The organism is Gemmatimonadales bacterium (genome assembly GCA_036265815.1).
Taxonomy (GTDB): Bacteria; Gemmatimonadota; Gemmatimonadetes; order Gemmatimonadales; family GWC2-71-9; genus CAVVWJ01.
Genome location: DATAOI010000012.1, coordinates 1 through 13,863 on the forward strand (window position 1 = coordinate 1; position 13,863 = coordinate 13,863).

The window sequence follows — 13,863 nt, forward strand, 5'->3', positions numbered from 1 at the left end:
TGGTGGGGCCTCTCGCCCTGCTGCTGGGGCTGGCCTACGGCTGCGGTGGTGGCGATCTCGAGTGCGGTGGCCCCTTCTGCGTTCCGCCCCCGGGACCCCAGGTAGCGACTAGGCTGCTGGCGGGTCACGGAGATGGCCAGACCGGTGTGCCAGGTCGCGAGCTGCCCCTGCCGGTGGAGGTCATCGTCACGGACGAGGAGCAGCATCCGATCCCCGGTGTTGCGGTGACGTTCACGGTCACTCAGGGGGGCGGAAGCGTCTCCGCCGCCACCGTCCAGAGCGACATTCAAGGTCTCGCCCCCGTGCGATGGACGCTTGGTGCCCAGGCCGGCACCCAGACCATCCAGGCGACGGCGACCGACACATCCGGCGACGATCTCAGTGGCTCCCCTCTCACCTTCACCGCCCACGCGGTTGTACCCCTGGCGGCGAGCATTGCGATTCGGCAGGCGCCGCCCGATACGGTGCGGAACGGGATGGTGTTCGAGCGGCAGCCGGTGCTGGTGCTGCTGGACGCGGATGACCGGCCGGTCGCGGGAGCCGACATCACGGCATCCATCGCCTCGGGCGGCGGGAGCCTGGGTGGTACCGTCACGGTCGCGACCGACTCGGAAGGCCGCGCGAGCTATACCGACCTGGCCGTTCTCGGGCTCGTCGGGCCCCGAGTCCTCCGTTTCAACTTGGCGGATCCCGCCCTGGAGGCGGCCACAGGCGCCATTCAGGTGGGGGCCGGCGCTCCGTCGCGGCTCGATCCTGTCGGGGCGCTGACTTACCAGGCTGCGGTAAGCTCGCCGGTCAGTCCGGCGCCGTCCGTGCTGGTCCACGACGCCGCGGGCAACGTGGTGCCCGGCGTGCCGGTCGTCTTCACGGCGGATCGCGACGCGTCGGTTTCCCCCGTCGCCGCCGTGGCCACCGACGGCTCCGGCGTGGCCCAGGCCGTAAGCTGGACCTTGGGCAAGACGGCGGACGTACAGTACAAGCTCACGGCCAGCATTCAGTCCAGCACCATCGAGGCGGTGGTCTTTTCCGCCATCGCGCACGCGGGAGCGGCTGGCCGGCTGGAGATCACGGTCCAGCCTCCGCCCGCCACCCAGAGCGGAGTCCCCTTCGCTCCGCAGCCGGAGGTGCAGGTCGTGGATCAGGCCGGCAATCCCGCGCCTCAGGCCGGCATCGCGATCGCGGCGGCGATCGCGTCAGGACCGACCGGGAGCCTGCAGAACGCGAGCGCGACGACGGACGCGTCCGGCCTGGCGACCTTCAGCGGGTTGTCGCTCACCGGCCTGGCGGGCGACTATACCCTCTCCTTCAGCGCGGCGTCACTGGGCGGAGTCACCTCGCAATCGATCTCGCTCGCCGCCGGGCCACCAGCGCAGCTCGCTCTGGCCACCCCACCCCCGTCGACGGCGCGGAGCAGAGTGCCGCTCAGCACCCAACCAGCTATTCAGCTGCAGGATGCGAGCGGGAATCCGCTCAGTCAGGCCGGCATCGCGGTCAAGGCGTCGATCGCCTCGGGCGGAGGAACCCTCGGCGGGCAGGCGAGTGTGCTCACCAATAGCAGCGGCCGCGCGCAGTTCACCGATCTCACGATCATCGGCGTGCCGGGGCGGCGGACTCTGCGCTTTGCCAGCCAGAGCCCGTCCAGCGAGGTGATCTCCGGACAGATCACCTTGCCGAGCGTTGCCAGCCTCTCGGTCCTCTCGTCCCCGCCGGCGTCCGCCGTCGTGGGCACCCAGCTGGCGAGTCCAGCGTCATGGAGCCTGCTGGACGCGGACGGCCAGACGGTGGCGGACGCTCCGGCCACTCTGTCTGCCTCGGCGGGAGGGGTCGTGGCGCCGGCCAGTGCGACGAGCGACGCCAGCGGAACCGTGCAGCTCACGAGCTGGACCCTCGGACAGACGGCGGGCACCCAGTCTGTCGACCTCGACGTGGCGGGTGCCGGATCCTCCCGCGTCGAGATCGAGGCCCTGCCCGATGCGGCGGCCCGGCTGCTCAAGGTGTCGGGCGATAGCCAATCGGCGCCGGTCGACTCCGAGCTCCCCGAGCCCCTGGTGGTCCGTGTGGTGGACCAGTACGGCAACGGCGCGAGCGGCGTGACGGTCGAGTGGCGGACCTGCGAGGGTGTGGGGGATTACGATGCCGTCACCGATGTCGGCGGATACGCCAGCGCGTTCCAATCGACTGGGCCGGACGCCGGTACCTTCTGCGGCATGGCCTCTTCCTCGGGCCTGGCCGATTCGCCGGTCCAGTTCACCTATACCGTGCTCGCGGCGAGCGGGACGATGACCCCGGAGGGCAGCTCCAGCCAACTTCGGGTGCGGCCGCCGTCCGATCGGAGACGCTGATGACTGCGATCCGCCTGCTGTCTGCCGCCCTGGCGGTGTCCGGCGTCCTGAGTGGTGAGCTCGCCGCGCAATCGGCCCAGCCGGTCTCGCTTCAGGTGTCCGGCCTCTTCAACGGGGTGTTCGGGCAGGTGTTCAGCGGCCTGCAGGACGGCGTAGGCGGGGAAGCCCAGATCCGCTACACGCCCGGTGCCGTCTCGATCGGCGCGGGATTCCAGTTCACCACCCACGAGGTGCAGAACCGGGAGGAAGACGCCAGACTCTACGGCGGGTTCATCGAGCCTCGCTACCGGATCCACGCCGGGAGCAACGTGGTGGCACCCTACCTCGCGGCGCGCTTCTCGGTGCTCAAAGTGGGGTTCTCCGGCGGAGCGCTCTCGCTCTCTTCCGCCTTCATCGAGCTCAACGGCGGCGGCGGACTGTTGTTCCGGCTCGGTCCGCGGGTCAATCTGGATGTGGGTGGGACCTTCGGTTACGACCGGCTGGGAAGCGGCACGCTGAGGAATGACCAGACCGGAAGCGAGGTGCCGATCGCCTCAGGCTCCGGCTCGAACATGGTGGCTCGCCTGGGCCTGGCGGTCGGGCTGGGGGGCTGAGCGTTCAGGATCAGAGGTCGGGCGATCCGACGATCCGACAGCTCGACATGGTGTACCGGCTGCCGTCCCTGGCGAACTCCGCCCGGAACACCGGATCGCTGCCAAGTCGGCCGCCGAACGCATCCCGCCACGCCAGGTGGAAGCTGAACTCCGCGCTGGCGTGATCCGTCCCGATCTGCCGCGCCCCGTCCGTCCGTTCCCCCACCGCGGCCTCCCACTCGTCTGTCCGGAGAATCCGGGTCAGCCGCTTGAGATTCTCCTGATCCAACTTCGTCCCGGGCCGATACATCTGCGCCACCCGGCTCGCGTCCTTGGCGCGGAGCGCGGCGTAGCACTGCTCCACTCCACTTCGAATTCGGGCCTCCAGCTGCTGGCGCTCCGACAGGCGGCTTCCGGCAGGGGTCGGCGGCCGCTCAACCTGATCGGCGGGTCGCGCGGATCGCTCGTCCGGGACAGGAGGAAGCACGGTGAGGCTCACCCGGCCTGATTGCCCCTCGGAGGTGGCGGTGATCTCGGTCGTGCCCGGCGCATAGGCGGCCACCACACCCGAGACCGGATCCACCGCGGCGACTTCCGGATCGCTGCTGGTCCAGGCGATGCGCCGCCAGCTCAGTCCCCCACCGGCCTGGTCCCGCAGCTCCGCCCGTAAGGCGACCGTCTCTCCCACCACCAACGTGCGTGGCGCCACCACGCTGACGCTGGCGACCGCCGCCGGGAACTCGGCAGCCTGCGGAGCTTTGGTCTCCTCCTCGTTCACCGGCAGGGCCTCCGGCTGTGCCGGCGCCGCGGCGCTGGCGGGAGCGGGGGCCCGCACCACCACCATCACGCTGTCCCGCCAGGCGCCGCTTGCCGCGACGACGTGGGCCCGGCCGGGAGCGATGGCATGGACCCATCCGCGCGCCGGATCGACGCGCGCAACCGCTGGATCCGTGGAGGACCAGACCACGCTGGAGTCCCGCACCGGGCGGCCTGCCAGGTCCCGAAGCTCCGCCATGGCCCTGGTGTAGGCTCCGGGTGCCAGCAGCCGGCGAGGCTGCCGGGTAATGGCAACGGCCGCGGGTGCCCCGCTGTCCACCACGGGCATCGATTCGAACCGCTCCAGCCGGCTGCCGCTCTCCGCCGATGCTCTCGATCCAGACGAGAGATCCGCGGATTCGGCATCGGGCGCGCGGGAAGAATACACGCGGCCGGAGAGCCAGACCCAGCCTCCCACGAGCATCGCCCCCACGCAGGCCGCCAGCAGTCGGCTCCTCCGCGAGCGCGCCATCCGGCGGCGCTTGGCGGGAGGCCGCGGCGGGACGCTGGTTGCCTCGGGCGGGGTCGGAGCCGGTGCCGGAGGCCGGGCAACTGCTTCGACGTTGACCGTGATCGACGCGCTGGCGCGCTCGCAGGTCGCGGTCAGGACGGCCGTTCCGGGACCGAGGGTCCCCACCCACCCGCTCGGCATGATGACGGCGACGCCGACGTCACTGGTGGTCCAGAAGACGGTGCGATCGGGCAACGGCTCGTCCCGCCGGTCGAGCGGAGTCGCGCTCAGCACGAACGACTCACCCGCGGTCACCGACTTGGGTGGAGGCGAAATACGGATGGCCGCAACCAGCGCGGGGTGGATCGGCACGGCCATGGTCTTCCGGGCATCGTCCAGCTCGGCGGTGATCAGCGCCGAGCCCGCCGAGCGGGCGGAGAGCACGCCGTCCCGTGCCAGCGTCGCGATCGCTGGATCCGCCGACTGCCAGGTCACTGGGCGCGCGATCGGCTGGCCGTGCTTGCTGCGCGCGGTGGCCTCGAGCTGAACCTCGTCGCCGACCCGGACCGGCTGGTCCAGCGGCGCGATGGAGATCTCGTCGGCCGTCGGCGGCGCCACCTCGACCTGGTGGAGGGCCTCCACGCCATCGCAGATGGCGCTGAGCCGAGCGGAGCCAGGTGCCAGTGCCGTGGCCATCGCCCGGTCACTGTCGACCCGGAGCACGTCGGGTGTGTCGCTGCTCCACTCCACCATCCGACCCGGCAGCCGGACGCCATGCTGGCCCCGGACCTGAGCCACCAGCATGAAGCGGTCACCTGCCTCCAGCACCGGTGGCGGAGGAAGGATGGTGACGCTTTGCACCAGGCCGGCGGCGGGGGTACGCAGTGACGCCGAAGGTCTGGTGCGCGGAGCGGGGCTCACCGGCGTCGGTGTCTCCGAGAGAGACGACCCATGGCCGGTGGTGGCCAGGCGGATGAGCTCGGCCCTGAGCGGATCGTCGTCCGTCAGCGGCACGGCGCCGAGCGCCACCTTGGCCTCCGCCATGCTGGGCCAGCGCGCGTCGGGGTCCTTGGCCAGCATCCGGAGAATCGCCGCCTCGAGATCTGGCGGACAGTCTTCCTCGATCTCCCGAATGGGGCGCGGCTGCTCCTGGAGCTGCGCCTGCATGACCGTGATGGTCGAGCCGGCGAACGGTGCGATGCCGGTGATCATTTGATAGGCCACTGCGCCCAGGGCGTATTGATCCGACGCGCCGGAGACCTCGGCGCCGCGCACCTGCTCGGGGCTCATGTAGGCCGGCGTGCCGACCAGCGCGCCGCTGTGCGTCTGGGTGGGCGACTCGGCCGCCTTGGCGATGCCGAAATCGGTGACCACCGCGTTGCCGTCCTCGTCGATCAGGATGTTGGCGGGCTTGATGTCGCGGTGAACCACCCTGGAGCGGTGGGCGTACGTCAGCGCGGAGGCCACCTGGCAGAGGATCGAGCGAACGATCGGGATCGGCAGCCGGCCGGCCTCGTCGATGACCTGCTCGAGCGAGCGGCCCTGGATGTACCGCATCACGAAGAAGTGCAGCCCCTCCGCCTGCCGCACCGAATGCACCGACACGATGTTGGGATGATTGAGGTGCGCGATGGTGATCGCCTCGCGCTTGAACCGGTCGATCATCCCGTCGCCCATGAGCAGGCCGGGCGACATGACCTTGATCGCCACTTTGCGGGCGAGCGAGATCTCATGCGCCAGAAACACGGCGGCCATGCCCCCACGTCCCAGCTCGCGCCCGATCTCGAACTCCCCCAGCGTGGCCCGCCTTAGCCGCTCGGCCACCTCGGTCCAGGGCGAGTCCTGCTCGTCCTCTGGGGAGGCATCAGTCTCGTGGATGGCGGTGGGATAGGCTGGGGTACCGCAGGCGGGGCAGGACAGAGCGCCCTCGAGGAGGGGCTCCGAGCATCCGGCGCACACGAAGGGACCGGCGCCGCACTGCGGACAGAAACGATCTCCGGGCCCGAGATCAGTGGCGCAGTGGGGGCAGGTGAGAATCGTGGCCATCGTCCGGTCCGCTGGGGTCAACTCCAATCGGGAATTTGGAGTCCGGTTCACGGGGACGCAATGACGGGGCCCACTTGACTTCGGCTTGACAGCCTGGGCCTAGGCTCTGGGCGTCGGAAAGCGATCGACCCCTTTTTGCCGCAGGAGGGTGTCATGTCTGCCCCACACTATCGACTGTTCGAGGCCTCGCTCGCCGCCCTTTGCCTGGCCGACCGCGCCCAGGACGAGGTATTGAGCGCTCCCCGAGAGCAGTGGCATAAGTCTATTAAAGAGAACACGATACGCCTGGGTAACCCAACACAGGCCGAGCGGGTCGAATAGGCCAGGCGCCTCGCCACCATCCCTGGCCAATCGTCGTGGTTGCGGGGAGCCGAAGTGAATCTCAGTCCCGTGCGTCACCAGGAGCTCGCCATGCCAGGCCCCCGCTGTCGCCATCCTCTCGTTCTCGCACCGGTGCGAGCCGCGGCTCTCTTCCTCACCCTCGGCGGTGTGGCCCTGCTCGGATGTCGCGACGATGCCGAGTCGCCCACCGGTCCGGCGCCGGCACCGGCGCTCGCCACCACGTTGACCGCCGCGCTGGCGTTCAACCAGGTAAGCGCCGGCGAGGAGTACACCTGCGGTGTCACCACGGGCAATCGAGCCTACTGCTGGGGTGCCAGCGCCGAAGGCCAACTCGGCAATGGCGACAGGACGGGGCCGGAGACCTGCCTCAATGCCGGTCCGTGCAGCACCAGGCCGCTAGCGGTGGTCGGCGGGCTCAGCTTCCGGCAGATCAGCGCAGGGTTCTTTACCACCTGTGGGGTGACCACGGATAACCGGGCCTACTGCTGGGGGCACAATGAGCTCGGCGAGGTTGGTGACGGGACGACCGCCTTTCGCCTGACGCCCGTCCCGGTGGCGGGTGGGCACAAGTTCCGCCAGGTGGAGACGACCTTCGAGCACACCTGCGGAGTGAGCTACCCGGACAACCTGGCATACTGCTGGGGACGGAACACCGACGGCCAGCTCGGCGTGGGAACGCGGACGGGGCCGCAGACAGGGCTGTTCGGGGCGTACAGCGCCACTCCGGTCGCGGTGGCCCGGGCGCTTCCGTTCCGCCAGGTGAGCACGGGTTACTACCATACCTGCGGCGTGACCACGGACGACCGGGCCTTCTGCTGGGGCCTCAACAAACTCGGGCAGGTAGGAGACAGCTCCACCGTCTATCGGCGGTTGACGCCCTCGCGCGTGGGCCGGTCGCGGCAGTGGCACCTGGTGGACGCGGGGGCCGAGCACACCTGCGCCGTGACCACCGGCAACCGGGCGTTCTGCTGGGGCGACGGGAGAGCCGGCCAGGTGGGCAACGGCAAGAGCTATCTGAGCTTCTGGCCCAAGGCCGTGTCCGGTGGACTCAGCTTCACTCGGGTGACGGCGGCGCTGGAGTATACCTGTGGCGAGACCACATTGAACCGGGCGTACTGTTGGGGCTCGAGTTTCCTCGGCCAACCGGGCGGCGCGACGACCAGTCTGACGCCGGTCGCGGTCGCGGGTGGGCTCCTCTTCAGCCAGGTGAGCGCCGGCGACGCCCACACCTGCGGCAGGACTCCCGAGGGCGTGGCCCACTGCTGGGGCCGGAACTTCCACGGTGAGCTTGGCAATGGCACGTTCAGCATCGCTGAACCCACGCCGGTCACGGTCGTCGGTCCGAGTTGATCGCGATTCAGCGATGATGGAGGTTCCATGTCGAATATCGCTTGTCGCTCGATCCGATTCGCCTCCGTGCTCAGCGCAGCGCTGACGGTGGCCATCGCCGGCTGCAGCGAAGACGCCGAGTCACCCACGGAGCCGAGGCTTCAGCCGGCACTCGCCACCACGGCTACCCAGGCGCTGGTATTCCGCCAAGTATCCGCTGGCCACTTCCCCACCTGCGGCGTGACCTCCGACAATCGGGCGTACTGTTGGGGCGCCAATTTCTCCGGGCAACTGGGCGACGGTACGAACACCCAGCGCCTGCGCCCGATGGCGGTCGCGGGCGGGCTCAACTTCCGCCAGGTGCTCGCGGGAGCCCGCGACCGCTACGGCACGTCCCACAGTTGCGGCGTGACCACGAGTTATCAGGGCTACTGCTGGGGTGGCAACGATGAGGGACAGCTCGGCGACGGCACCACCACACAGCGTCTGAAACCGCGTGCGGTGGCCGGCGGCCTGCAGTTCAGCGGGCTGATTCCCGGTGGCGACCACACCTGCGCAGTGACCACTGCGTCGGTCGCCCACTGCTGGGGTTACGATTACTACGGGCAGCTCGGCGACGGCAGTCCAGTGGGCAACGCGGCCCCCACCAGGCTGTCGCCGTTCGCGGTTGTTGGCGAACTCGCGTTGAAGGCGGTGACCCCGGGAGGTACCCACACCTGTGCCCTGACCACGGGCAACCTGGCCTACTGCTGGGGCGCAAACGCCGGTCAGCTCGGCGACGGCACCACCGACTGGACGTCGACACCTGTGCCGGTTGCCGGACCGATCTGAACCAGAGCCTGACGGGTTCGCCCGGGGAGGGCTCGAGCTTCAGCGCTCTAGCCCTCGCTCGTGCTCGCGCGCCTCGGTGGCCCGTCCCTCGGGCGTGACCGTGGCTGGGCGGGCCGATGCCGCGCGCCGCGTCCGCGAGGCACCCCACAGGAGCAGCAGCCCGAAGACGAGCATCACCAGGCCCCACCACAGATTGACGTTCACCGAGAGGGAGCGGGCGTAGAGCTCGGCATCGCCCCCGGTGGCAACTCCGTAGCCCGCCAGGAGCAGTCCGAGCACGGTAAACAGCCCCCCGATCGGAAGCCGGACGTCGAGGCCGGTTGCGCCGCTCATCTTGCCTCCTAGAAGAACACCAGGTTGAGCGCCAGCGTCAGCGCGAGCACCACCACCGCGAGGACCCACGGCCGCGCAATCAAGGAGAGCGCGCCATCGCTCGGCCGCGGGGTGAGAGAGTATACCAGACCGCGGAGCTCATCCGGGTCACGCGGCCGGGTTGCCAGGCTCACCAGGATGGTGACCACGAAGCAGGTGACCCAGGCGACGATCGCCGTCCAGAAGGTCTGCGCCAGCTCGCTGGGGAAGGTGTGCAGCACGCCGAGATAACCGCCCTTTACACCGGCCTGCACCCCGGCCGGCAGAGTGAGCCCGTGATGGATGGCGGCGCCGAGCGTCCCGGCCAGCAGTCCGAGGAAGGCCCCGTGCCCTGTGGTCCGCCGCCAGAACATCCCCAGGGCAAAGGTGGCGAAGAGTGGCGCGTTCACGAAGGCGAAGACCAGTTGCAGCAGGTCCATGATGTTGTTGAAGGCGCCCGCCACGTACGCCGCCGCCACCGCGAGCACGATGCCGGCCACGGTGGAGATGCGACCCATCCAGAGATAGTGCGCGTCCGACGCGCCCCGGCGGATGTGGCTCTGGTAGATGTCGTAGGTCCATACGGTGTTGAACGCCGTCACGTTGCCGGCCATGCCGGACATGAACGACGCCAGCAGGGCCGTGAGACCGAGACCCAGCATGCCCGACGGAAAGAGCCGCACCAGCATCATCGGCGTCGCGAGATCGTAGTCGAGCACCACCCGTCCCCCGCTGTCCAGCAGCGGCGAGCCGCCGGCAGCAAGCTTGGCCGGAATCAGCCCCGCCTCCGTCCCGCCGTGTCCGCTACTCAAGACCAGCGCGATCATCCCCGGCAGGATCACCAGGAAGGGAAACAGCATCTTGGGCACCGCCGCGATGAGCGGCGTCCGCCGGGCGGCGGTCATCGAGTCGGCCGCCATGGCGCGCTGCACGACCAGAAAATCGGTGCACCAGTAGCCGAACGAGAGTACGAATCCCAGCCCCATCACCAGGCCGAACCACTCGACCCCAATCGGATTGCGGGTTGCGTCACCCATGTCGGTCCAGGTGTGGGTATACGCCGTGGCCGGCAGCCCCCGTGCCGTCGCCACCTCGGCGAGCCTGGCCGAGAGTCCCTCCCAACCTCCCACCGCATGCAGGCCGAGCGCCACCAGGGGAGCGAAGCCGAAGACGATCAGGAAGAACTGCAGCACCTCGTTGTAGATCGCGCTGGTGAGCCCGCCGAGCAGCACGTAGGCCAGCACGATCACCGCCGCCGCCAGCACGCTCACGTCGAAGCTCCAGCCGAGCAGCAGGTTCAGTAGCTTGCCCATGGCATACATCGAGACGCCGGAGGAGAAGACCGTCATCACCGCGAAGGAGACCGCGTTGAGCGTCCGGGTTTTCTCGTCGAAGCGCAGTCGCAGATACTCGGGGACCGAGCGCGCGCGCGAGCCGTAGTAGAACGGCATCATGAAGAGACCGACGAAGACCATCGCGGGGATGGCTCCCACCCAGTAGAAATGACTGGTGGCGATGCCGTACTTGGCGCCCGACGCGCCCATGCCGATCACCTCCTGCGCGCCGAGGTTAGCGGAGATGAAGGCCAGGCCGGTGATCCACGGTGGCAGCGACCGCCCCGAGAGGAAGAAGTCGGTGCTGGTCTGGGTCAGCCGGCGGAGGCCCCATCCTACGCCCAGGACGGCGGCGAAGTAGACGGCCATCACGGCGTAGTCGATCGGGGCGAGGTGGGCGACGGGATTCGCTGGCATTGGCGCTCAGGGTCGGGGGAGCCGGGACAGCGCGAACTGCACCGCGAGATCGGTAGTGCTCCAGAGCTGGATGTCCGAGCTGGTGCCGTAGCGCGTCGGGATCAGCCGCTCGCCCTCGATCCGGTAGCTCCACAGCTCGTTGTGCGTGAGTCCCGACGCGTTCACCGCCGCCAGGGTGCGCTGCAGCGCGTCGTTCAGCACCCGGACGTAGGGCTCGAGCGACCGGTCGTGCAACCGTCCGGAGGCATCGTACGCGGCGGCAATCTGTCCGGCGAGACCGAGCAGCAGAAGATTGACCTCCCGTCCCCAGACGACCCGCGGCGAATGATATGCGTCTTTCCCGAAGACCTCCCACACCCGGGGCGGCGCGTAGGCGTCGTTGGCCACCACGGGACCCAGTCCGTTGATCAGCAGACCGATCGGATAGGGACGGACGAACGGTTCGACATCTCCCAGGACCACGTCGGGTTTCATCGTGTGATCCAGGAAGAGCCCGGTGGCCGGATCGGTGTTGACGATCGGAATCGGGCGCCCCTCGGCGTCGAGCGAGAGGGCCAGGAAGCTGAGCGAGTCCCGGCTCTCGGCTTCACTCGCCATGGCCTTCTCCCAGTAGCTTCGCTCCGTTTCCGGGAGCCAGGCCAGTTTCGCCTTGATCCGCGACTCCACCTCGCGACGGTCCAGCGCCACCATGAAATGACTTCGGGCGCCTCTCCAGGTGTCGACCGCGTGCTGCAGCGCCGCCGAGTCGGCAAGGTATTGGTGCAGCGGAGTCCGGGCGATCTCCGGTGCGATCGAGTCCAGCGCGTCGGGTCGGAAGCCCGCCGCCTGCAGTGACTCGCGGATCTCCGCGATCGACGCCAACGCCAGCGGCGCCCAGATCGCGTTGATGTCCATCGCGAACCGTCCGTTGGCGTAGCCGGCGTCGCTGTCGCGCCAACTGGCGGAGCGCCAGTGGGTCGAGTCCCGCTTGACGAAGCTCACCAGGTTCATGGCCGTCGGGTCCTCGACGTAGGGCCGGGTCTCGCTGGCCACGAGCGCCATCTCGCGCAGCATGAGCCCGACGCGAGTGGCTCCGCCATTGGGCCGGGCCAGGAGAAAGCTGCGCTTCCGGTCGGCCGGGATGGAGGAATCCGCGAGATAGCGCGCCTCCAGCACGACGAGCTGGAACTCGTCGTCCATCATGTGGTAGTTCTCCCGGATGGTCTGCGTCCCCCGCAGCAGGTCGCGGGCGCGGGCGAGGACGCTGTCCGCGCGGGCCTGCCGGCCTCCGCGTGCCAGGCGGAAATACTCCGGCAGAAGCCCGTTGTATTCGGCGGCGGTCTCCCGGACCGCCTGGCCTCCCAGCGCCTCCTCGTGGCTCACCTCCCCCGCCGGGCCCAGCTTCCGCAGCACGCTGGCGATGACGTCCTCCGACATCGCCCCCGACCAGATAGGCCGCATCATGAGGGCGCTCATCATCATGTCACGCCCGAAGTAGGTCGCGAAATTGGGCAGGCCGGCCATGAGCTTCTCGCGAGAGCTGAGCAGCTCGACGCTGCGCACGTCCCGCTCCAGCCGGCGGGAGCGCAGGACGGCCGAGGAGTCGGCGCGGGCCTTCGCCAGGAAGTCGAGGAATGCCCGGTTGAAGATCTGGTCCCGGCTCAGCGGCGTGAGGGGGGCCGCGTCCGTGGCGATCCGAACCGTGAGGCGGACCGGCGCGCCGCCGCGCGCCTGGACCCGAACCGTGCGGCCGATCACCCGCGGGGTTCCTTCCCGCGGGTCTCCCCGAAGCTCCAGCACCAGATGGCTCCGTCCGTCCAGCGAGGGCCGCCGGACCCGTACGGTCCAGGCGCTATCCGATCGGGAGGACGCGAGCGTCGGCTGGAGCCGGGCGCGGAGCGCGGCCACGCTGGGGGCGCGGAGCAGCGGCAACTCGCGCTGCTGCTCGGCCACCGGGAGCCGCGCGAGGTTGGCCACCAGGAGCGATTCCTCGGCCACATAGTAACGCGGCGCGGCGAATGGCCGGAGATGGCGCCGGTCGTACTGGAAGTCGCGCTCCACCCGCATCGAGCCGAGCAGGAACCAGCCGAAGGTCGCGCTGGGGCCATCGGCCGTCAGCCGGTACTCCAGCGTGCGGGTTCCGCCCGAGTCTGCCACCTGCGCGCCGTCGGCGTCCCAGGCAACCGGTGCCGGCCGGCCCTTGGCATCGCGCACGGTGAACCCGACGCTCTCGTTGGCGGCATCGGCCCAGAGCTGCACCACCCGCCCACTCACCGGCTCGAGGTAGATCTGCACCGTGTTGTTTTTGGAGTCGCGGTAGAAGCGGGTCTGATAGCCGCGGTAGGCCGCCGTGTCGTCCACCCCCGGCTCGGGGAAGGCCAGGACCGGCATCACCGTGCGCACCTGGTGGCGCGGACCGACGGCAGGAAGCGCCTGCGCCAGCAGGGTGAGCGCCAGGAGGTGTGCGATCATCGGCTCACGCCGTCCCGGTGCGGAACGATGCGGCGCCCGCTCGCGTCGACCACGACATCGTAGCGCTCCCCGCGGGCGTGCAGGTTGCGCAATGTCAGCCGGGTGATGTGCGACGGGAGCACCGGCGGAAAGGCCGGCTCCAGCCCGTGCTCCCCCACACGCAGACCGGTCCAGCCGAAGATCAGCTGCTGCAGAAAGCCACCAGCCCCGGTCACGAAGTCCACCGCATCGTTGGTGGGCGTCTCCGAAAGCATGAGGAACGGGCCCTTGAGATGGCCCCGATAGCTGTGGGGCAGGAGGGAGTCGATCATGGCCCGGTCGCCCAGCTCGGCCGCGTCGACAGCGAGCAGAGTCGAGCCCATCATTGCGCCGGGTCCCTTCGCCAGGAGCTGGCGCGCGGCCTGCTCCAGCTGGGCTCGTTTGGCGCCGGCGCTCATCGGCAGGCCGAGCGGGTAGCTCAGGAGCGGGGTGACGTCCCCCAGGGTGGAATCGGGTGCGCCTTCGTAGGTGCGGAAGTACTGGCTCGCCGAATCGTAGGGGAGATGAAGCCTGCTGGCGCGGTGGATCCAGCGTGGGTCGGG

The 13,863-nt window shown here is 69.5% G+C and carries 9 protein-coding genes; 4 read left to right on the forward strand and 5 right to left on the reverse strand.

The window, feature by feature from the left end:
- Window positions 1-2,342: hypothetical protein (locus VHR41_02095; GenBank protein ID HEX3232959.1), on the forward strand; the 2,342-nt coding region annotated here is incomplete at its 5' end.
- Window positions 2,342-2,935 (forward strand): hypothetical protein, encoded by a 594-nt coding sequence (locus tag VHR41_02100; GenBank protein ID HEX3232960.1) that lies wholly within the window; start codon window positions 2,342-2,344, stop codon window positions 2,933-2,935. The genes VHR41_02095 and VHR41_02100, both read left to right, overlap by 1 nt.
- A gap of 10 nt (window positions 2,936-2,945) precedes the next feature.
- Here the strand turns inward: VHR41_02100 and VHR41_02105 are convergent, their stop codons facing one another.
- Complete coding sequence (locus VHR41_02105) at window positions 2,946-6,227, reverse strand: protein kinase (GenBank protein ID HEX3232961.1); 3,282 nt, start codon at window positions 6,225-6,227, stop codon at window positions 2,946-2,948.
- Window positions 6,228-6,638: 411 nt separating this feature from the next.
- On the opposite strand from VHR41_02105, the gene VHR41_02110 reads away from it, so the two are divergent.
- The gene (locus VHR41_02110; GenBank protein ID HEX3232962.1) at window positions 6,639-7,919 is read left to right on the forward strand and encodes a hypothetical protein; all 1,281 of its coding nucleotides are present in this window, start codon (window positions 6,639-6,641) and stop codon (window positions 7,917-7,919) included.
- 27 nt (window positions 7,920-7,946) lie between these two features.
- Window positions 7,947-8,729 (forward strand): hypothetical protein, encoded by a 783-nt coding sequence (locus VHR41_02115; protein HEX3232963.1) that lies wholly within the window; start codon window positions 7,947-7,949, stop codon window positions 8,727-8,729.
- A gap of 39 nt (window positions 8,730-8,768) precedes the next feature.
- Here the strand turns inward: VHR41_02115 and VHR41_02120 are convergent, their stop codons facing one another.
- The 4 genes from VHR41_02120 to VHR41_02135 all read right to left on the reverse strand — a co-directional run.
- Window positions 8,769-9,062, reverse strand: a complete 294-nt coding sequence (locus VHR41_02120) for a hypothetical protein (protein ID HEX3232964.1) — start codon at window positions 9,060-9,062, stop codon at window positions 8,769-8,771.
- Between the two features lie 8 nt (window positions 9,063-9,070).
- Complete coding sequence (locus tag VHR41_02125) at window positions 9,071-10,831, reverse strand: sodium:solute symporter family protein (protein ID HEX3232965.1); 1,761 nt, start codon at window positions 10,829-10,831, stop codon at window positions 9,071-9,073.
- Window positions 10,832-10,837: 6 nt separating this feature from the next.
- Complete coding sequence (locus tag VHR41_02130) at window positions 10,838-13,282, reverse strand: hypothetical protein (GenBank protein HEX3232966.1); 2,445 nt, start codon at window positions 13,280-13,282, stop codon at window positions 10,838-10,840.
- The coding region (locus VHR41_02135) for a hypothetical protein (GenBank protein ID HEX3232967.1) at window positions 13,279-13,863 on the reverse strand (585 nt) is incomplete at its 5' end. The genes VHR41_02130 and VHR41_02135, both read right to left, overlap by 4 nt.

What these genes read in the sequence shown, in the direction of transcription:
- VHR41_02100 (HEX3232960.1), top strand. Translation starts at nt 2,342, where the DNA reads ATGACTGCGATCCGCCTGCTGTCTGCCGCCCTGGCGGTGTCCGGCGTC.
- VHR41_02105 (HEX3232961.1), bottom strand. Translation starts at nt 6,227, where the DNA reads ATGGCCACGATTCTCACCTGCCCCCACTGCGCCACTGATCTCGGGCCC.
- VHR41_02110 (HEX3232962.1), top strand. Translation starts at nt 6,639, where the DNA reads ATGCCAGGCCCCCGCTGTCGCCATCCTCTCGTTCTCGCACCGGTGCGA.
- VHR41_02115 (HEX3232963.1), top strand. Translation starts at nt 7,947, where the DNA reads ATGTCGAATATCGCTTGTCGCTCGATCCGATTCGCCTCCGTGCTCAGC.
- VHR41_02120 (HEX3232964.1), bottom strand. Translation starts at nt 9,062, where the DNA reads ATGAGCGGCGCAACCGGCCTCGACGTCCGGCTTCCGATCGGGGGGCTG.
- VHR41_02125 (HEX3232965.1), bottom strand. Translation starts at nt 10,831, where the DNA reads ATGCCAGCGAATCCCGTCGCCCACCTCGCCCCGATCGACTACGCCGTG.
- VHR41_02130 (HEX3232966.1), bottom strand. Translation starts at nt 13,282, where the DNA reads ATGATCGCACACCTCCTGGCGCTCACCCTGCTGGCGCAGGCGCTTCCT.